At 44.4% G+C, this 18087-nt stretch carries 18 protein-coding genes; 14 read left to right on the top strand and 4 right to left on the bottom strand.

What is annotated here, in order from left to right:
* Together heR and AC9UH7_RS04285 are read left to right on the top strand one after the other, a co-directional pair.
* Positions 1 to 437, top strand: a 437-nt coding sequence (gene heR, locus AC9UH7_RS04290; protein ID WP_509595523.1) for a heliorhodopsin HeR, incomplete at its 5' end; no start/stop codon positions are given.
* Positions 438 to 457: 20 nt separating this feature from the next.
* On the top strand, positions 458 to 703 hold the full coding sequence (locus AC9UH7_RS04285; RefSeq protein WP_509595522.1) for a mycoredoxin: 246 nt from the start codon (positions 458 to 460) through the stop codon (positions 701 to 703).
* Between the two features lie 3 nt (positions 704 to 706).
* Here the strand turns inward: AC9UH7_RS04285 and AC9UH7_RS04280 are convergent, their stop codons facing one another.
* On the bottom strand, positions 707 to 1597 hold the full coding sequence (locus AC9UH7_RS04280; RefSeq protein ID WP_509595519.1) for an ion transporter: 891 nt from the start codon (positions 1595 to 1597) through the stop codon (positions 707 to 709).
* 271 nt (positions 1598 to 1868) lie between these two features.
* Between AC9UH7_RS04280 and AC9UH7_RS04275 the strand changes: the two genes are divergently transcribed.
* The 3 genes from AC9UH7_RS04275 to AC9UH7_RS04265 all read left to right on the top strand — a co-directional run bounded on the left by AC9UH7_RS04275 (position 1869) and on the right by AC9UH7_RS04265 (position 3337).
* Entirely contained in the window at positions 1869 to 2204 is a 336-nt protein-coding gene (locus AC9UH7_RS04275) for a hypothetical protein (protein ID WP_509595517.1), read from the top strand.
* Between the two features lie 133 nt (positions 2205 to 2337).
* Complete coding sequence (locus AC9UH7_RS04270) at positions 2338 to 2817, top strand: hypothetical protein (protein WP_509595516.1); 480 nt, start codon at positions 2338 to 2340, stop codon at positions 2815 to 2817.
* A 1-nt stretch (position 2818) separates the two neighbouring features.
* Entirely contained in the window at positions 2819 to 3337 is a 519-nt protein-coding gene (locus AC9UH7_RS04265) for a hypothetical protein (protein WP_509595513.1), read from the top strand.
* Positions 3338 to 3398: 61 nt separating this feature from the next.
* Here the strand turns inward: AC9UH7_RS04265 and AC9UH7_RS04260 are convergent, their stop codons facing one another.
* Both AC9UH7_RS04260 and AC9UH7_RS04255 read right to left on the bottom strand, forming a co-directional pair.
* Positions 3399 to 3779, bottom strand: a complete 381-nt coding sequence (locus AC9UH7_RS04260; RefSeq protein WP_509595511.1) for a TM2 domain-containing protein — start codon at positions 3777 to 3779, stop codon at positions 3399 to 3401.
* Positions 3780 to 3803: 24 nt separating this feature from the next.
* Positions 3804 to 4229: a DUF2752 domain-containing protein gene (locus tag AC9UH7_RS04255; protein ID WP_509595509.1), complete on the bottom strand. Its 426-nt coding sequence runs from the start codon at positions 4227 to 4229 to the stop codon at positions 3804 to 3806.
* 172 nt (positions 4230 to 4401) lie between these two features.
* Here AC9UH7_RS04255 and AC9UH7_RS04250 point away from each other — a divergent pair, with 172 nt between their 5' ends.
* Positions 4402 to 4833 (top strand): hypothetical protein, encoded by a 432-nt coding sequence (locus tag AC9UH7_RS04250; RefSeq protein ID WP_509595507.1) that lies wholly within the window; start codon positions 4402 to 4404, stop codon positions 4831 to 4833.
* 21 nt (positions 4834 to 4854) lie between these two features.
* Here the strand turns inward: AC9UH7_RS04250 and AC9UH7_RS04245 are convergent, their stop codons facing one another.
* Positions 4855 to 5553: a thermonuclease family protein gene (locus AC9UH7_RS04245; RefSeq protein ID WP_509595505.1), complete on the bottom strand. Its 699-nt coding sequence runs from the start codon at positions 5551 to 5553 to the stop codon at positions 4855 to 4857.
* 312 nt (positions 5554 to 5865) lie between these two features.
* Here AC9UH7_RS04245 and AC9UH7_RS04240 point away from each other — a divergent pair, with 312 nt between their 5' ends.
* The 8 genes from AC9UH7_RS04240 to AC9UH7_RS04205 all read left to right on the top strand — a co-directional run.
* Positions 5866 to 6270 carry a hypothetical protein gene (locus tag AC9UH7_RS04240; RefSeq protein ID WP_509595502.1) on the top strand — a complete coding sequence of 135 codons (405 nt, stop codon included), beginning with the start codon at positions 5866 to 5868 and terminating at the stop codon, positions 6268 to 6270.
* Positions 6267 to 9095, top strand: a complete 2829-nt coding sequence (locus tag AC9UH7_RS04235) for a vWA domain-containing protein (protein ID WP_509595499.1) — start codon at positions 6267 to 6269, stop codon at positions 9093 to 9095. The genes AC9UH7_RS04240 and AC9UH7_RS04235 overlap by 4 nt, the downstream gene beginning before the upstream one ends.
* Positions 9096 to 9120: 25 nt before the next feature.
* On the top strand, positions 9121 to 12600 hold the full coding sequence (locus AC9UH7_RS04230) for a tubulin-like doman-containing protein (protein ID WP_509595497.1): 3480 nt from the start codon (positions 9121 to 9123) through the stop codon (positions 12598 to 12600).
* A 5-nt stretch (positions 12601 to 12605) separates the two neighbouring features.
* Positions 12606 to 14411: a hypothetical protein gene (locus tag AC9UH7_RS04225; RefSeq protein WP_509595495.1), complete on the top strand. Its 1806-nt coding sequence runs from the start codon at positions 12606 to 12608 to the stop codon at positions 14409 to 14411.
* On the top strand, positions 14408 to 16459 hold the full coding sequence (locus tag AC9UH7_RS04220) for a hypothetical protein (RefSeq protein WP_509595493.1): 2052 nt from the start codon (positions 14408 to 14410) through the stop codon (positions 16457 to 16459). The genes AC9UH7_RS04225 and AC9UH7_RS04220 overlap by 4 nt, the downstream gene beginning before the upstream one ends.
* The gene (locus AC9UH7_RS04215) at positions 16452 to 17066 is read left to right on the top strand and encodes a hypothetical protein (protein WP_509595490.1); all 615 of its coding nucleotides are present in this window, start codon (positions 16452 to 16454) and stop codon (positions 17064 to 17066) included. Before AC9UH7_RS04220 ends, AC9UH7_RS04215 begins: the two co-directional genes overlap by 8 nt.
* Position 17067: 1 nt before the next feature.
* The gene (locus tag AC9UH7_RS04210) at positions 17068 to 17469 is read left to right on the top strand and encodes a DUF805 domain-containing protein (protein ID WP_509595487.1); all 402 of its coding nucleotides are present in this window, start codon (positions 17068 to 17070) and stop codon (positions 17467 to 17469) included.
* A gap of 2 nt (positions 17470 to 17471) precedes the next feature.
* The coding region (locus AC9UH7_RS04205) for a hypothetical protein (protein ID WP_509595484.1) at positions 17472 to 18087 on the top strand (616 nt) is incomplete at its 3' end.

Below are 18087 nucleotides of genomic sequence, written 5' to 3'. Positions count from 1 at the left end.
GCTCTTCTGTGATGATCGTTTTGATCGCACAAATCGTTGGTGTCACAGATATCGCGGCAATCATCGCAATCTTTGGGGTTAATGCATCCATGATTCTCTTTGGCTGGTTACAAGAGAAGTATGAAACCCCAGGAAATGGTGGCTGGCTCCCATTTATCTTTGGTTGCATCGCAGGCATTGTTCCCTGGGTTGGGCTTATCTTCTATGTCTTCTCAATCGGTGGAATCGCAGACACCACAGCGCCAGCATTTGTGCTGGGGATCGTCATATCACTGTTTGTCTTATTCAATATTTTCGCACTTGTTCAGTATCTGCAATATAAGAAGGTAGGAAAGTGGTCTGATTACCTACGTGGAGAAAAGACATATATAACACTTTCTCTTGTTGCTAAATCAGCACTTGCTTGGCAGATATTTGCATCAACTTTGGTTTCATAAAGTCTGGAAAAGTGAACCCAATGTCCTTTGTTATGTACTCAACAACCTGGTGCGGTTACTGCAAGCGCTTAAAATCTCAGCTAGCAGAGCTAGGTGTGAGTTTTGAAGAGATCAACATTGAAGAGGTGCCAGGGACGGCTGAGATAGTTGAGAAGGTAAATGGCGGCAATCGCACAGTACCCACGCTGGTCTTTAGTGACGGAGCTGCGATGACTAACCCATCTGCTCAGCAGGTTATAGAAAAGATGGCCCAACTAAAAGGCTAGAGGTTATTGCTGCGGCTTATCTGCCGCTAGCCGCTCTAACATCCGCAGTTTTTCTCTCAAGTGCTCAATCTCTTCTTGAGTGACGTTGCCATCGGCAGTCATTTCATCAACTTCATGGACAATCTCATCCAACTGCTTCATTTTGTTCATTCGCTCTCGATTTTCACTTCTTGCTTCATCCATGGCGTTTAGCACAATTCCAATCAGAACATTGAGAACTGTAAATACGATGATGAAGATGTATGAGAGATAGAAAGGAAGAGCAAGAGGGCTGACCAGAACTGCTTCTTCAAGATAGACAGGGAAGTTCTCAAGGGTCAACAAAATGAACAAGGTTGTCATTGCGATGGATATATCACCCCAGTGAATAGGTAGTTTTTCCCCGAACATATATACACCAGCCATGCCATAGATATACAAAGCAAGGAAAATGAGAACTCCCATGCTTAACAAGGGTGGAATGGATCTGATGATTGAAACAGTCAGAACTCGCACCTCTGGAAGAAATCTAAAGATGCGAATGAGTCGAAGTAGGCGTAGTAATCGCAAGACAACAACCTGGCCAGAAAAGATAGGGGAGAGTGCGACGATCAGGAAGTCGAAGATGTTCCAACTTCTGCGGAAGAACTCCCAAGGCTTAGTGCCATAAGAGATCATTCTGAGTATGAGTTCAGCTGTGTATACATACAGTGCATACCGATCAAGTGTTTCCAAAGTTGTCTGGGCATTGCCAGTGATTCCAGGCATAGTTAGCAAGCCAAGTGAAATTGCATTGAGCAGGATGACAAAGGCAATTGTTATTTCAAAGGGTGAGCTATACACAATCTTTGATAGCCAGAAAATTCTATGATCTGGGATCTCTAGGATCTCTCCGTAAGCCTTTACTTTTCGCATCGCTCTCTCCATGCCCTCACATCGATTTGAATAGAAAGAATTGTCTAGGATTTTCTAGACATGTAAAGAAAATTGGTGGTCACAATTCGCGCACTGTTGCAGGTGAGGTCTACAGCAAAACAATCCGTTGCCAGGGCACTGGCACTACTTTGCCCCAGCCTGACTGGTCATTTCATCATCAATTAACTTTGCCTACCCCAATAAATTACCTCGCTTTAGTACCCTTCAGGAGTTACGGAAAACTCCATCACTGGGTAACGAGGAGAAGAAAATGAATCTAAAGTTGAAAGCAAGTGCACTCATACTGGCCGTTGCATTGCCAATTGTTCTAACCGGATGTGGTTCAGAGTCCAGCAAAGTTTCAAAAGCCTGCGCTCTCGCAGACAAAGGTTCTGAAGGCATAAAGTCAAAGGATCCTTTGTATACCCAGTATTACCAAGAAGCCGCAGACATCCTGAAGGATCTTGCTGCCAAGGATCCAAAGTATTCAGAGCCTTATCGGGCAGCCTTGCTATGGGCTTCAGGCTCAAATTTGAACTTTGATGACCTTAAATTGCTCATGACATTGAATACTTTGTGCTCACCCGAAGAAGAGGAAAGCAACTAAATCTCCAATTTCACCCTTTAAATTCTGAATCTTCCTTAGCGTGGGTTTAGAATTAAGCAAGAAATACCAACAGTAGAGCTAGTCGTGATTTTATGGGTCACGGCCAACTATGAGATGAAAGGTACTGATTAAATTGATCGAGAACACAGAAGAAAATTTTGCAGAAGATGTTAACGGCGAGGGCGCTACGCCTTCACAGCCAGCTGCAGCAGCCGGAGTTCCAAAAGACCTTCTCATGAAAGTTGGAGCTGGCGTAGCAGCACTCGTAGTTGTTCTAGGACTTGTATTTTTTGTCGTTGGTGGCAGAAGTGATGCGAGACTAACGAACGCTGTTGCATCATGTGGTCTAGAAGTTGCTAGCGGAATCACATTTGCCGAAGATGGACAATCATTGGTATTTGATGGCATGGGCGAAGAGGACTACACCGGTGGAGATTACAGAGATGTTCAGTGTCTCCTAGAAGCACTTGAAGCACCAGTAACTGTATGGGCTCAAATGTTGAAGACATCATCTAATGATGGACAGCAAGAGTTTGATTTTGATGGCATCAATGTCACTTGGAGCTATCACCCAGATTCTGGCCTAGATACGAACTTCGTAATCAAGGAATAATTTGTCCAATTTAATACCCGAGTCCAATAGTGGGCAGACCGTCAGCAAAAGGTCTCTCATTATTGCTCTGTCTGTTGTTCTTACTTTGATCGTTGTTGGAGTGGGTGGCTACACAATCCACTCCAACAACGTCAAGGCAGAAAAAGAAGCGATCAGGGCAGAGTTAGCCTTGAAGGCTTATCAAGAAGAACTTGAAGCGGAACGAATTAGAAATGACGTCACGTGGGTACCTGATGGCTACTACGCGTGGACTGAGGATAAATCCGTTGCATATAAATGGATCAATGGTGCAGGCAATGATTGCTATGACTGCAGATATTGGACTTTAGAAGTTGTTTCGAAAAACGGCTGCTATGACGGGCTCTATGGAGAAATGAATATTGAGAAAAACGGAATCGTTGTCTCATATTCAAATGACACCTTGAATTATCTAGGCCCGTATCAAGCCGGAAGGTTGTCCTTTGAAACATACATTGAGGGCAGCATTACTGGAGATTTAACGGAGCTCAATTGTAGGTAAAGGTTTAATTAGTAAAGAATCTCGCCAAGCAGCGATTAATTAGGAGCTGGGCGAGATTTTTTTATTTAAGGGGACGTCCTGCAGAATCGTTTGAACTACGTGTGGCAATCAGAATGACGTCAATTAACCACCAAACTCCACATCCACCACCGGTGAGAAGCTTTCCGATGCCCATTCCAACTTGGCCCATATAAAAGCGGTCAATACCTAGATAGCCAAGGAAGATTGAGAACAAAAGCGCAATGATGTATTCCTTATCGGAAAACACACCAGGGATCTGTGAAGCTGCAAAAGTGCGATTGGTTTCCACATCAGTGACTTGTGTATTTGGTTGAATCACCTTTGTTTTAGCCCAAGCTGACAAGGTAAAGGTATCTACGGGTGAATCAGGTTGACCAGGGATTTGGACTAACCATTGCTGCTTATTACTTCCAGTAGTCACGTGAACACCTCTCTAAATTAGTTACTACAAGATACCAGAGTTGAATCTAGCAATTGCTGCTATCCAGACAAAGGCATAGAGGAGAGCCATTGTTATTACTTGGATTGCAAATGCTTGTGATCGAAACTTTATTGATGCTTTCTGAGCAAACTTAATTAATGGGGTGATTCTAAAAGCCCACACAAGAGCCACACTACAAACAAGAAAAGCTACGGGATTGAGTAACCAGGCTTGTTCAAATTGCCCAGTACTAATTGCACCCATGGCACGTATTCCTCCGCAGCCAGGACAGGGATAGCCCGTTAACAATCGCCAGGGGCAAAGGACTGGACCATCTTCAAATCCACTTGTGCGAGTAGAGGCCGCTCGGGTGAGCAGCCATGCAAGAGCAACAAGAACAACTCGACCTACTCTTGTTGCAACTACTCTGCGCACAAAACCGCTATTCATTAATTCCTATTCAAAGTTATTGGAAAGAGTATCTAAGTATAAAGACTAGTCAAAAAGAGACTCACTCAATGCCCATGCCACCATTGACATACATCTTTGGGTGTTAGAAAATTGAAAGTAGGGACAATACCGATCGCCCTAGAATCACAATGAAAAAAAGGGGAGTACTCAATTGGAGAGCCAATCAGATATAAAGAAATGTCCTTTTTGCGCAGAAGACATAAAGGCAGAGGCGATTGCTTGTAAGCATTGTGGCCGTGACATTGTGAAAAAAATGCCACCTCCAAACTACCCTCCAGTTTCTCAGCCAGCGCCAGTGCCCGTGCAAAACACTTCAATGGGCCTTTCTCTTGCTGCCCTCATTCTTGGAATAATTTCAGCGATGATTGGAATATACGACCTTGCATTAGTCAGTGATGGCACCTATGACTACATTCTCGAATCCGAAATTGGCCTGCTAGCAATCATGAGCTTCACTAGCCTTGGCCTTGCAATTGCAGCCAAGGTTAAGCAGCAACGCATATCTGCCGGTGCTCTCACCGCCGCAATTATTGCTGTTGTGGTCTTTCTTGCCTGTACTACCTACTCAGTACCTACCTACTAGGGGATAACGCACGGCAGATTGTTAAGGCTTAGCCTCGCAAGCAATTCCATCTTTATCTCGATCGAGTCTATGGACATCTTTTCCAATGACGCGAATTCTAGATAGCCCCATGTCATAAATGTCAGGGCAATCTAAGTCATAGACAGAGTTTGGAATGCAAGGATCGTAATTAGGGTCGCATTGGCCCGATGTTGCTGGAGATGGACTCGGACTTGGTGCAGCTTTCCCTGATGAGCCAGTAGCTACACCTCGCGAAGTATCCAATCGAGTTCCTGGACACTTACCCCACAACCCAACTTTGTTGGCCTTAGCTTTTTCTGCTGCCTTGAGTAACTGAGTTGAGTATTTTCCTTTTTCTCCATTATAAAAATATGGAGCTGCCGCACCTAGTTCAACCATTCTCAAATTCACATTTGTCTTACCAACAAAGACATATCGCAAGAGTCTCTTATATCTATCCATGTTTCCAGAAACAGGTTCAGATTCCAGGCGAATCTCTTTTCCAAAGATCAACTTGGCCAGGATGGCGGTGGCCTCACTTGCAAAACACTCTGATGACATCGGCTCTGGAGTATCGATCTGTAACAGTCTTACATCTTGCCCAGTATTAATTCGGATCGTGTCACCGTCCGTAATCTTTAAAATACTTTCGGCATGAGCACTGGGCAGCAAAAGGTTTGCCCCAAGCACACAGGCAATCAGAAATACGATGCGTTTCATGTCAATGATTCACTAGCCACTTTCACTAAGGGTGAGTTTGGGCGAGGCTATTACATCCACTTCACGTAAGTGAATGACCCGCCCTGTCCGATCGTCCATGAGTGACTGGTCAATCCCGGCGCATTAGGGGACAACAGCTCCTTAATGATCAAAGGGGTGGCTAACACTGTTTACCGATTGTTTGTAACCCATTCATTCCTATAGCCCGACCATCTCAATAGGCTTTTGTGACCATCGAACACCTTGTTTGATTGAGCCTGGGCTGCTAACTTTCCCAGGTAATTCTTAGGGGCAGAAAAGGGGGTACTGAGCGTGAGCGCCACCGATTTCTCCTCTGATGATGGCTTCTACGGAAGCGGTGCCCCTCTTAAGCATCCGCCAAAGATTCTTTTCGTTATTGGTTTTCTTTCTGTCTTATCTGGCACATTTATCGGCGCATACGGAATCTTTTCTTCTGAAACTGCCTCCAACTCGCAGCAGTTTTTAACTGGATCTGCCGGTTATTTACTCACTGCTCTTTTTCCTATAATTATTTTGCAGATTATTTTGACTAGGCATACAAGCGCTCTCGCGTTCAATCAAGAAGAACCTTACGACAGCTATGCAGGCGAGCAAATGCAAAGCAAGTTCCGAAAAGTTGTATTCGCAGGTTTGATTTCTGCAGGCCTATCTATTTGGGTCTTTTTCCTTCCAATAGCTGAACGGTTTGCGGCATGAAAAAGACGAAGAGATTTCTCGCCACAGTAACTGCAGGCTCACTAGTCGCCTTGACAACTATCTTTGGTATTGCACCGGCACAAGCAGCGATTGATGTGAGTTACTTGCAAACATGCTTGAAGGAAGAAGGCTCTTCCTTAGATGTGCTGGTGCTTATGGACTCGTCAAGGTCATTGAGAGATGCGAAGCCAGATGAGGCTGCAGCCCGTCAATTTGATAAGGGTTCCGACCCAGAGCGTAAGCGTGGGAAGATTTTGAAGAGTTCGCTAAAGATTTTGCGTTCTTTGGCTGAAGAGTCAGGTAGATCTTTCAATATCAGTCTTCGTAATTTTGGTGATAACTCTGACCCGGTTGAGCTCGGAAAATTAAAGGATCGTTGGGTTGATTGGACCGATGACACCTCCGACGGTGATTTAACAGAGTTTGTAGAAAGAGCTGTGTATGACGATAGCCCGGGAACACAGTGGACTAATGGTTTAATCTCTGCCCAAGATCAATTCAAAAAGAGAATTGGTCAAGCAAAACTAGCCGGCACAAGCAGTTGCTCAATTATGTTTTGGATTACAGATGGAGCGCCAACAGATCCAACGGCACCAATATGCGCAGCCAGCGGTAATGCCTCAATTAATTGGTTCAGAGAGAACAACATTCTTATTCTTGGAGGGTTGCTTAAGCCACAAGAGCCAACCGAAGCTGCCAAGGCCGCTCGATTTGGTCCACTTGTACGTGGTGAAAATTGTGGTGAAAATAGAGATGGCTGGACGCGTGGCGAAGTTATTGAGGCCAATGAAATTGGTGACTTGGCATGGGGATTTGTTGGCCTAATTGCAAGCATCAAGAATTTGATTAATCTGAATGGTAATGGCTCAACTTTCAATGTTGATCCCAGCACATCACACATTGAGATTTATACGCGAAAATCTTCGACTAATTGGGAAATAAAGAAACCAGACGGAACAGTTTTTTGTTCTGATTCAAATCGTGGCTCTCAATGCAAAGTTCAGGATGATCCCGATGTTGGAATCATCACGATAACCATTTTCCCTGACAAGCCAATAGATGCCGCTGGTATATGGAGTATTTCTCCGGCTGTTAACTCAGATGACTTTCTTGTTTATGGAGGTTTAAATACCAATAGTGGTGGTGCTTTAAAGACAAAACCAAATCTCGTGATTTCTCAATTTTCACCTGAAGCCGAAGAGGGCAAAGAGGCTAGTTTCCTAGCAAGCTTAGTGAACCCAGACGGCTCTCCATTTTCCTTGAATGGATATAAGTCAGTTTCGATATGTGCGAAAGTCGCAAGCTCGCCAAAAGAATCCTGCGTGAACGGGCAGAGCTCAGCAAACCTCACCGTCATACCAAGCACAACAGATAAGAGCGTGTCTTTCGAAGCCGTATTAGTCTCTGAAAAAGATCCTTCACGTAAATACCGAATCCCAGCTACTGCAAAGATAAATGTGATTCCAAGTGGATTTTTCCCCAGTTTGGCGTGCGAAAACGATCCTTGTGTTCTTATGACTTTGCCAAACAAGAATTCAAAGTCAGTAACAAATTTGATTGTTAAAGCGCCAACCTCTGGGGGGCAAGGCGGAACAGTCACGCTTTTGGGATACTCCATTCTTGCCGACGACATCGCTGAACGTGGAGATGGGCACTTCAAATTTGTTATACAAAAAGAAAATGGTTTAACGATTCCATGGAATGATGAAAGCCAAACTCTGAACCCTGGTGACAAACTTGTTTTGTCGGTCACGACTGACCTTGGTGGCAGAAGTGAGATTCAAGGCGTGATGAAGTACAAAGTGTCAGCAAACGGGCAAGAAATCGTTAGGCAGTTAGAATTCAAGTTTAATGTGGATAATGACAAGAATTGGCTAGTCCTTATAGGTCTAATGCTTCTGGCTTACCTAGTTACTGTAGGTCTGCCATTTCTATATCTATTGTCGTCAGCTCGTAGACGTGCGGTCCTTCTGGTTGCAGACAATGAATTTGCTTATCTGGAAGAGCCTGTAACTATTTCGCAAAATGGAAAGGTTGCATCAAGAGCAAGTAAAGTTGAGAGCACGCTTGCTACTTCCTTAGAACCGTCCCATGAGGGCCTTAAGTTTGAAGTCATTGAGAATGGCGCACGTGAAATCTCCATTGGGAATGTTCACATTGAAGTGATTCCTCCGAAGTGGAATCCATTTGTTGAACCTGTAACTCATGTATCTATTAAGGACAATCACGTCATGACCACATTCGGTGGATCAGGATTTCTCCAAGAGCGTGCTTTCTTTAGTAGATCACTTACCGGGGAAGCATTGCTCTTCTTCCCATCCGCAGAAAACATTGCTCCCCGCATGGCTCAAGAAGTTGAATCCTTTGAACCAGCTTCAAAATCAGAGCTCTTTTCTTCTTCAGCTACAAAAACACAAGGTGAAGAGCTTGTGATTGCTAGCGGGGAGATATTCGCGACGGCTCTATATCTAGTGCCTCGTTATGAAAATCGGAGAAAGTCTTTGAATGATGTTAACTCGAAACTGAAAAACACTGTGGAAGGTGCAAATTTAGGTGTTCACATTTCTGAGCTCCGTCAAGCGGCGTTGGACGCAGAAATTTTAAGACTTGCCGAACTCAAGAAAGCCGCGCTAGAGCAAACCGCTAAGAAAAATGATAAAAAAGGGCCAAAGGTAAAGAAGAACGAAGATGAGGCGCAGGATCAGACAGTTCAATCTGATAAGCCACGCAGCCTTTTTGAAGATGAAATCAAAAGTGATAAGAAGAGCCTGTTTTCAGATGAAACCGATACTCCAGATTCAGATTCTGGAAAAAAACTATGGTAACAACAACTAAGAAAGAGGGAATGCCATGCTAACTCCACTACTCATAATCGGCTTAGGTGGATCGGGCGGAAAAACTATTCGATCAATGAAGCAGGCACTCAATCGTAAGCTTGAGTCTGTTCGTTATGAAGGCGGCCTTCCTGCTGCATGGCAATTTTTACAAATCGATACAACTGTTGATGGAGTTAGCTTTCCAGCACCAATGTTGCCCGCAGATGAAGTTCACGTTGTAGTACCAAGTGGAGAAGGATTTGCAAGAGTGCTAGCGAGCATTACTAGCAAAGGTACCAATTCTGATCAACACGAAATGCTAACGGGGTGGGGAATTGCGACCTCTTCTGTGACGATCAGTGCCGGCGCGGGACAGACACGGGCCATTGGTCGCCAAGTCGCTGTTGCCAATTCAGCAAAAACTCTACAAGCGATTCAGGGGGCAATCGCAAAGATGAAATCACCTACTGCACTTGCAGAGTTGGCAAGTGTTGCTAAAGCTTTGGGTGCCAATACTCCTGATACTAAGCCGCAAGCTTTCATTATTTCTTCCATTGCCGGCGGTTCAGGTGCAGGTATGTTTATGGATGTAGCCGAACTGCTTAAGCGCGCAACTCCAGATGACTGGGCACAAGAAGCCATTTCTTTCCTCTACACAGCCGAAGTCTTTAACAGTTTAGGCGCACTGGGTGCCAACGTTTCAAAGAACTCACTTGGCGCAATGAATGAACTGATAGGAAGCAAGTGGATTGCACTTTCTGAGCGAAGTGAACTCCTGTACTCAAAACTTGGACTAGTTGGTGGCAATAATTCAGGCAAAAGTGAGTATGGCTGTAAAGGAAATATTCTTATTGGCGCACGAAACAGTGCCGGCACTGATATTCGTAACGGTGTTGACGGCGCTGGAATGGATGAAGTATTTCTCACAATCGGTGAAATGCTTGCTGGCGCATTTTCCAATGATGAAATTTCAGAGTGGCTAGTAAAGGTAGCTTTTGTAAACATTATTCAAAATGAGTCAGCCCTTGATATTTCTGGGCTCTCTCCCGAAGATGCGGAGAATCCAACTTTAGCGGCAGCTGGAATTGGATTCGGCAGAATGACATTGGGAGCAGATCGAATTGTTGATTATGTTGCCGACGCACTTACCAAGCGCCAAGTTGAGAAATTACTCTGGCCAGAACTAACTCCTGCACTTTTAAAGGGTGGAATATCTGTCAGAGAATTAATCCAAGAGAAAGCTGATGAAATCTGGCCAAACTTCCTTCTAGACTCAGGTTTAGATGAAAGAGGATCTCAGAATCAGATTGTTGACGCATTACTACCCGAGCAAGCACAAGAGCGAGTAAAGCAATATGTAAATGGCATCATCAAAAAGAATGTATCTGCTACGGCAAAGCCTCTTGCTACATTTTCCAGAGCAATATGGTCGGAGTGGGAGACTGAATCAAGCGAATTCTTGACTAGTGTCAAAAATGAAATGAGCAGTAAAGCTCAAAAGTGGGTACCAAGCATTCAAGACAAGTTGAAAGATCTCATCGCCAATGAGTTAATGTTGAATGGATACGCAGTTCTTACCAATCTAACAGAGCGATTAGAAGTGGAACTTCGTGATCATGCAATGCCGGAATTGCTTCGGGATCACAATGAGTTTTCAAACGCAATCAGCGGTTTTGATCAACAGGCTTTCAATAAGCGAGTAAGTGAAATCGCCGATGGTCTCACCGGAGTGAGTACTCAAAATGGGCCATTCTTCGAAAAGTTAAGTCAGTCATTAACTCGCGTGCTTGAATTCCAGATAAATTCACATGTAAATGCTCTAGCGGCATCCCTTGTTCAGGATATGTTGAGTTTCTTCATCACTCCACTAAAGGAGCAACTGGCAGATTCCCGATTTACCCTTCACAAGGCTCAAAAAGCTGACTTACTGCCCAACGGCTCCAAAAATCCATATATGAATTATCCTGATTGGTCATCAGGCGTAGTCCCTAATCGATACAAAGCGAGAACTATTGAAAGAATTCTTATCGATTCAGCGGAATATGAATCGACATATGATTTTTATGCAAGCAAAGATTCACAGGGCGCACCTGCCTTCCAACAGTCTGTGAGTTCAGCTCTTCTAGGCAAGAAAATGAACCCAATGCCTGGCGACGCTAACCCGCAAACACTGATTACTGTTGCTAGTCCATGGATTACTAGCGTCAGGGACGCACAAGGGACAATGGGTGCTGCTGTAAGTAAGTCTGAGTGGAATTTCCACACAGATATTGCAGAGCTATCGGAGCGAAACCGCCGCTGGTTGAAGCATGAAGACAGCACCTTCGGCAAGTTCACGAATATGTCGATTCGCACTTTTGTTGGTGCTGCAGGCGAAGGCCCCCAAATCAGAGACCAACGTGAGAGTAAATTTGTGAAGGAATATCAAGCTATGTTGGCACTAGCCCAACCATTGGTACTCCTTAACCCAAATTCAATGTCGCACATACTCGCGGCCGCTGATGGTGAAAAAGTTGATGGCAATATGATCAGGACGAATAAAATTCCATTTGCCCCTAGCTCGAACGTTGGGCAAGCATGCACGGGAGTTCTGCAGCAGAGTGGATTCAATCCAGCTAATCCAAGTTTTGAGCAAGACTGGTTTGATGCCGGAAGCAATGATTCAAGTATGTTTGCAGCATCAACGACCCAGGCTTCACTTCCTGCATGGGCGTTCGCTTCCTTAACGGAACCAATTCTGCAACAAGTTGCTCAATCAAAAAATGATCCAAAGACATGGATTCAATTCTGGAAAGGCCGACGCACTCGTCCATTGATCGAATCGATTCCTTTCGAGACTGAAATGCGCAGATCGATGATCACGGGTTGGTTTGTTGCGACGCTATTTGGAATGCGTAAGGTGGAGATCGTTCCTGCAGGTCGTACTGTGCAGATTTGGAATCCAACGTTACAAAATCCGGGGTGGAGCACATTCCCTAGTCCTTTGTTGAACACGCATCTTGAAGACAATAAGCGTTCGTCATGGGTGCTTCCGCAACTATTGGTATCTGCTGGTATAGCCCTTGCAGAGTTTGGAAAATCAGGAAATCCTGAATTTATAAATGGTTACAAGTTGTTGAAATACCTTGGACGCGAGGTAACAACTTCCATGAAGAATCGCGATAAGTGGGATGGAAATGGAAAAGGCGACATGCTCCCAACTGGCATGCCTGGCCAATCTACTTTCCTAAAGGATTGGGTCACAGATGGCTCTTTACCTGGCGCTAATCTCAATCTTCTGAAGTTGCTTCAAGCCAACATTTCTTCACACCCCGATAGAGGTTCCGCGTTGATAGAAACGCTTGAGCAACTAAGGTCTGAATACAACGGAATATGGCAAGAGTACTCAACAGCGGCATGGCACAAGTTGCCGGAAACCTGGGAGCTTAAAGAGGACATCGATCAAGCACTTGATGATCTCTTGAACTATGTTCAAGATCTGCACATTACTTCCTCGGTCACGAGTGATGAATAATCTATATGGCTAAAAAAATATGGGAGAGCGAAGCAGTATCGATCATTGTGCTGCCGAGTGGTGATCAGGGACGTGAAATTCTTGACTTAGCTCAAGATTGGTCACGTTCCTGGTTGCTAACCCCAGCCCTTTGGATGCTTGCGGAAGAGATACCAGAGTTTGATCCACTGAGAGAGATAGAGCTTCAGATCCCACCCAAGCTAACTGCATATTTGTTGGGACGGGATTCCGAGCAAAACTCAGTTAAAGAAGAAGTTGATGTGTTTTGGACTCTTGGTTCCCAGCCGTTTAAAACGATTCGCTTTATTGCAGTAAGAACTGAGCAGGACCCTGCACTGATGCAAAAAACTTCTATTGGCGCTGAGACGGCAGCTCAATTCATCCAACGAGCAGTGCCGGAACCGCGAGATAAATCTAGAACTGAGCTCACTGGCGCACTATTTAGCAAGTTCAATTTAGTGATTGCACCTACAAACGAACGCGGCCTACTCGAAGGTGTGCTGAGTGATTTTTGGGATGCAAATTTGATTGCAGCAGCAGAAGACAGATCCACCCCGCTGTCAACAGATTCATTCGTGAAAGTGGGGGAGCGATTCACTGGTTTCGCATTGGCGCATATTGCTACCACTGCAGGTTTGTGGGCAGGGTTACCAATTAGCTCTGCTGAAATTAATAGCGAAAAAGCACAGTTGAATCTTGCTCGCTTGCAACGTGTTTTTGTTCGAGGGGTAACGAGTGATGCCTTGTCGGCCGATGTGGCGCACTGGGCATTACAGAAGTTGAACTATTCAGACACAAACTTCGAGATCAGTGCAGTTGAAGGTCAAAACGTTGCCACCATTGCAGCGGAACGACAAGAACGTTTCATGAATGAATTAGTCGAATACATCATGAGTGGACCATCTCCTGAAGGCGATAATTTTCTATATGAGCCCTTTCAAGAATCACCATTTACTACTGCGAAGGCACGTTGGTACGTTCGATTCTTAGAACGAATTGGTGATATGGGATCAGGTCTTGCTGGATTGCCGAGATGGATCGGCGCTTCTGCTGAGTATCGAATTGATATTGCGATGGATGATGAAGCAGATGAGCAGATTTTGTATAAGGGTGTTCCAGAACGCTTGGCACCTCAAGTAAAACTTCCCCCTATTGATGTGTTGATTGCCTCTTTGAAGCCAAGACTTCCAATGCCAACTCCAGATTTATGGAAGCACATGCGTGAATCTATTTCTTCTGCCATCGACGCACCGACTAGTAATCATCCAGAAGTTATGACAGACATGAAGGATGGGAAGAGATTAGTCTTTGCAACAGTTGATCAGGTACTTCCAGATCCTGATGCCTTATGGACCGGTGAAAAGTTCAAATCGGGTACTGAAGTTGATTTAAAAACAGTTGGATGGCTCGATGCAGAAGCTGCCTATCAGACCAGTACCAATATCTTTAAGAGAATTGATGAATTAGCCCCAGGGATAGTTGATGCCAGAAGCCAGTTATCCGAAACACAAAAACTAGTCAATGAAGCAAGAATTGAACTTGGCATCGTAAACGAAGATCTTGACCTGATTCAAAAGGAGTTAACTTCTGATGAGCAGGATGCGAAGAAGATTAAAAATAACCACACCCATAAGCTTCCGCGCGCAGTAACAGATACGGCAAAGCGTAAGTCTGAGGGTGGAGTCTCAGGCAAGAAATCAAAACCAACACATGGATCTGAACTCACTGAATTCCTCAATGAAGATGGCTCCGCGAAGAAAGTTGGTTTTTGGAAACGCATTTTCCGCCGGAAAGGCGGTTCAAATAAATGAGTTTCTGGAAAAAGTTATTCGGAAAGAGTGAAGAGCTAGCTGCTCAAGAAAATGTGGTTGCAGATCTTGAGATAGAGGATTATGAGATCGAGACTGATACGTCGGCTGAGTCAGATGATGTATTAGAAGAAGTGGGCGAAGAAGCAGAAGTCGAATCATCGACCACGGATGAAGTTGTGACTGATGAATCACACGATGCAACTCAGGAGCAATCTGAGTCAGCAACTGAAAGTGCAGTCCAAGATCCGCAGGTATCAGAGGAATCTGAAGTTGATGCTGATGTCGCTACTGAGGAGGAAGAGGCAACTGAAGCAGAGGATCAGGAGGCTAAAGCTAGAAGTGTGGCGGAGGCTGCCGAAGAGCAACTTCGTCAAGAACTTGAGGCTGCCGAAGCAGCTGCTCTGAATGCTCAGCTAGAAATTGAAAAAGAAGAGTTTCTTGAAGATCTATCAGTACTAGATGGAAGAATCCTTCCTCAGCTAAAGGTCCCAGACTGGCGCGAGGAACTTGAATTTGTAAAGGAAAGATATGAGCCTTGTGATTTGTCGGATCATATTGTGAAAGTTTCTAAGCGCAGATTAACTGCACGTCAGATAGACCACGAATTGGCACAGAGTCGATTGAGTGCTTATGAGCGATATCTCGAGAGAGCATCACGCAGATTCAAAGATAAAATCGATGAAGACGTTCTGCTCAACGCAGCCCTTGCTGACTTAACTGTATGGAAAAATGAACAAGGCAAATCTGTCGCTTGGAAACTTGTTGATCGTGTAAATGAAGAGGTAGTAAAGGCCAAAAAGGCCGAACAAGAGGCAACTTCATTTGTAGAGAACAACATAGAGTTCGTAAACCCTGGAGCTATCAAGGTTTATCGCGAATTTGCGCGACGTGCTTGGTTGATTCCACTCGTTACTTTGTACATCACTTCGGTTGTAGGGCTAACTTATAACCGTTTTGAATGGATAATGAAGTTTCTTCCTTTCTTTAACTTAGGGTTGTCAAAGACCTTGATCATGATTTCTGGAATAGCTGCAGGTTTTTGGATCTCAAATCTTTGGAAATATTCCAAGAATGTGGCAAGAATTCAAAAGAAGTTGATCCATTTTAAAGCCAAGCATTCAGAGCAACACGATAAAATCAAGCATTCTGTCAAGCAGCACACTCGTTTGGCACAGCAGCAACCACTTGTAGAGCCAATTCTTGGTGTTCTGGCAAAGGCATATCGCGTACAGCTGCAATCAGATGTAAGCGCAAGAGCACAGGTAACAACTAATTTTGATCCAGCAGCCTTACCTGCTTGTGTGACTTTGGCCCGCGCAGTTGATACTGATGAATTTAAGATGAATCGATTGAGGCGTCGCGCTTTGAACGTTCTGATGTCTCCAGGCTGGAGAACAAATGGACTTAATGAAATCGCGCGCATCCATGCTGACAGCAGGATGTTGGATTCTAATTCTCTTTCTTTGAAGAGTTTGGATACAGATTCGGTTGTTAGTGCATCGAGTGCACAACGGTTGCTATCAGAAGCATTCAGTAATTCAAGTATCCATCATCGAGTAAGTAAGGCTCGTTTAGTGAGAGCTATAAAGGATTTACATAAGGAAGTACTTGCCAATTGGGATTCAGATGAACGCCCTCAAGTACTTTCAATGCGTGATGATGGTTTCAATAAAATCGCGTTCCAGTCGAGTTGGTTGCTCGACGAAGATGCCAGTGAAGACTGGATTAGATTCCTTACTGAGATTTTGGGTGAGGAAACCGCACCATTTGGCGATTTCAATATCTTGGATAAGAGATCAGAACTCAATAACGCTAACCTAATCAGCTCGGTTGCTGTTGTGCCGCATTACTTTGCAGAGCGTGAGTCCAAGGTAAAGATAGAGAAGTCAAAATCACAGGATGTGATGCCGATGGATGTTGTAGTCAGAGTTGATGTAAGCCCTTGGTCAGATCCTTCTGCTTTTGCAATCTTTGCTGATGGTGCGTCCACCCCAACATCTGGTGAAGAACAGGTTGAAATCGAAGAGAGGAGGATGACTAGTGACTAAAAACAAGAAACCAAAAGCGCCAAAGGCCCCTAAGCCATCCAAACCACAAAAGCGTGGAAAGAGCTCTAATGCTATTGAGGTAAAAGTTCGACTTCCAGTTACAAAGGTTTCAATCATGTCCTTAGTTTTAGCCGGGCTACTCGCTCTCATGGGATACGCGGGATATCTAGGAGTTAATTCAATTTGGAAATTTACTCATCCACAATTCAATGTCTCATTTGATGCTCTAAAGTCAATTGATTACATCGCTCGAGGAATTCCAGTTCCAGCTATACCGGGCCCGTATATCAACAACCCAGATGCACCAAGTGACACTGCAAAGGCTAATTACTTAAAGGCGATTACTGAGTACGAAGTGGAATTCCGTGCCGAGTATCCAAAATCCAGGCTCCTAAACATCTCTGATAACGAACTCTTTAACATTGGCAACGCCTTCTGTACGGCAAAGAAAGAGGCGATTGCAAAATCTGGAGACTATTCTCGTGAAGAGATTGTTAAGGCATTTCAAGCCAAGTACGTCCTCCGATATCCAGGTATTGAAGGTCTAGGCATCTACCTAGATGCTGTTGGACAAAGGGCTTTTGATCAACTGTGCGGAGGTATCTAGGGTGACTTTCTTTGAAGCTGTAGGAAAGTGTTACAGAAAGTACTTTGTATTTAAGGGTCGCGCCTCGCGATCTGAATACTGGTGGTGTTTCGCTGCTGCATTCTTGTTCGCATGGCCTTTGCTTTTATCTGAAACTTCTGAGGGATCTTGGTATGCGATTTTAAGTTTTATCTATTTCATACTCACCTTGTCCATTGTGATGCCCCTAATCTCAGCATGGACCCGCAGAATGCACGATGTTGATAAGTCTGGATGGTCTTGGCTTTTGATCTTCGTTCCAGCTGTTGGATTTCTGGTTTTAATGCGCTGGGCAACTAAGGAAGGTTCACCTGAAGCAAACAAATATGGAGAGCCTGACAATCATCCTTTTGTGCAACCTAAACAAGCAAGTGAGAAAAAGTAATAGTGGCTGAGTACTGCCCACTGTGCTTTGAGAAAGCAGAGTTCCTTCATAAGTGCAGCGATGCAGGATCATCCGATCCCTTTGAACAGGCATCTTCAAGAACCTCAGGAAAATACTCACTCACATCAATCGTCATGGCTGCACCGCTCTTGGGAATTGTTCTTGAACTATTCCTACCTCTACCAAGCTCGATAGTTACTTCAGCACTAGTTTCTGTCCTTGGATCTGCAGTTATGGGCTTTTTATGGGTTGCCTTTAAGTATGACGGCAATAAGACATTCAGGTTCTTTATTCGAAACCTAAAGAACTTTATTTACACCCCAAATATGCTGAAAATCTTTGGATCCGACGGCAATAAAAAAGCCACATCGACCTGGTTTGGATTTATCGCACTTTCAACGGCCATACAGATCTTTCTATTCACCCCAGGGAATGCCTCATTTATTGAAAACACAGTGAGTAATAAAATTAAAAAAGAATCTGGCGTGAGATTAACTGTTCAGTGCCCTGGAACCCAGATATATCTCTACCAAGATCCAATTGAGTGCCGTGTCAGAACTGGAATCTTTGGAATTACAGTGCCAGCTCGCGTGACTATTTCTCCAGTTATTGGCACCT

It is taken from the genome of Candidatus Planktophila sp. (assembly GCF_044348745.1).
GTDB lineage: Bacteria > Actinomycetota > Actinomycetes > Nanopelagicales > Nanopelagicaceae > Planktophila.
This window is presented reverse-complemented; position numbering and strand designations above follow the sequence as displayed.

Coding starts and splice junctions, on each gene's coding strand:
- AC9UH7_RS04285 (WP_509595522.1), top strand. CDS start 458: ATGTCCTTTGTTATGTACTCAACAACCTGGTGCGGTTACTGCAAGCGC.
- AC9UH7_RS04280 (WP_509595519.1), bottom strand. CDS start 1,597: ATGCGAAAAGTAAAGGCTTACGGAGAGATCCTAGAGATCCCAGATCAT.
- AC9UH7_RS04275 (WP_509595517.1), top strand. CDS start 1,869: ATGAATCTAAAGTTGAAAGCAAGTGCACTCATACTGGCCGTTGCATTG.
- AC9UH7_RS04255 (WP_509595509.1), bottom strand. CDS start 4,229: ATGAATAGCGGTTTTGTGCGCAGAGTAGTTGCAACAAGAGTAGGTCGA.
- AC9UH7_RS04245 (WP_509595505.1), bottom strand. CDS start 5,553: ATGAAACGCATCGTATTTCTGATTGCCTGTGTGCTTGGGGCAAACCTT.
- AC9UH7_RS04235 (WP_509595499.1), top strand. CDS start 6,267: ATGAAAAAGACGAAGAGATTTCTCGCCACAGTAACTGCAGGCTCACTA.
- AC9UH7_RS04230 (WP_509595497.1), top strand. CDS start 9,121: ATGCTAACTCCACTACTCATAATCGGCTTAGGTGGATCGGGCGGAAAA.
- AC9UH7_RS04225 (WP_509595495.1), top strand. CDS start 12,606: ATGGCTAAAAAAATATGGGAGAGCGAAGCAGTATCGATCATTGTGCTG.
- AC9UH7_RS04220 (WP_509595493.1), top strand. CDS start 14,408: ATGAGTTTCTGGAAAAAGTTATTCGGAAAGAGTGAAGAGCTAGCTGCT.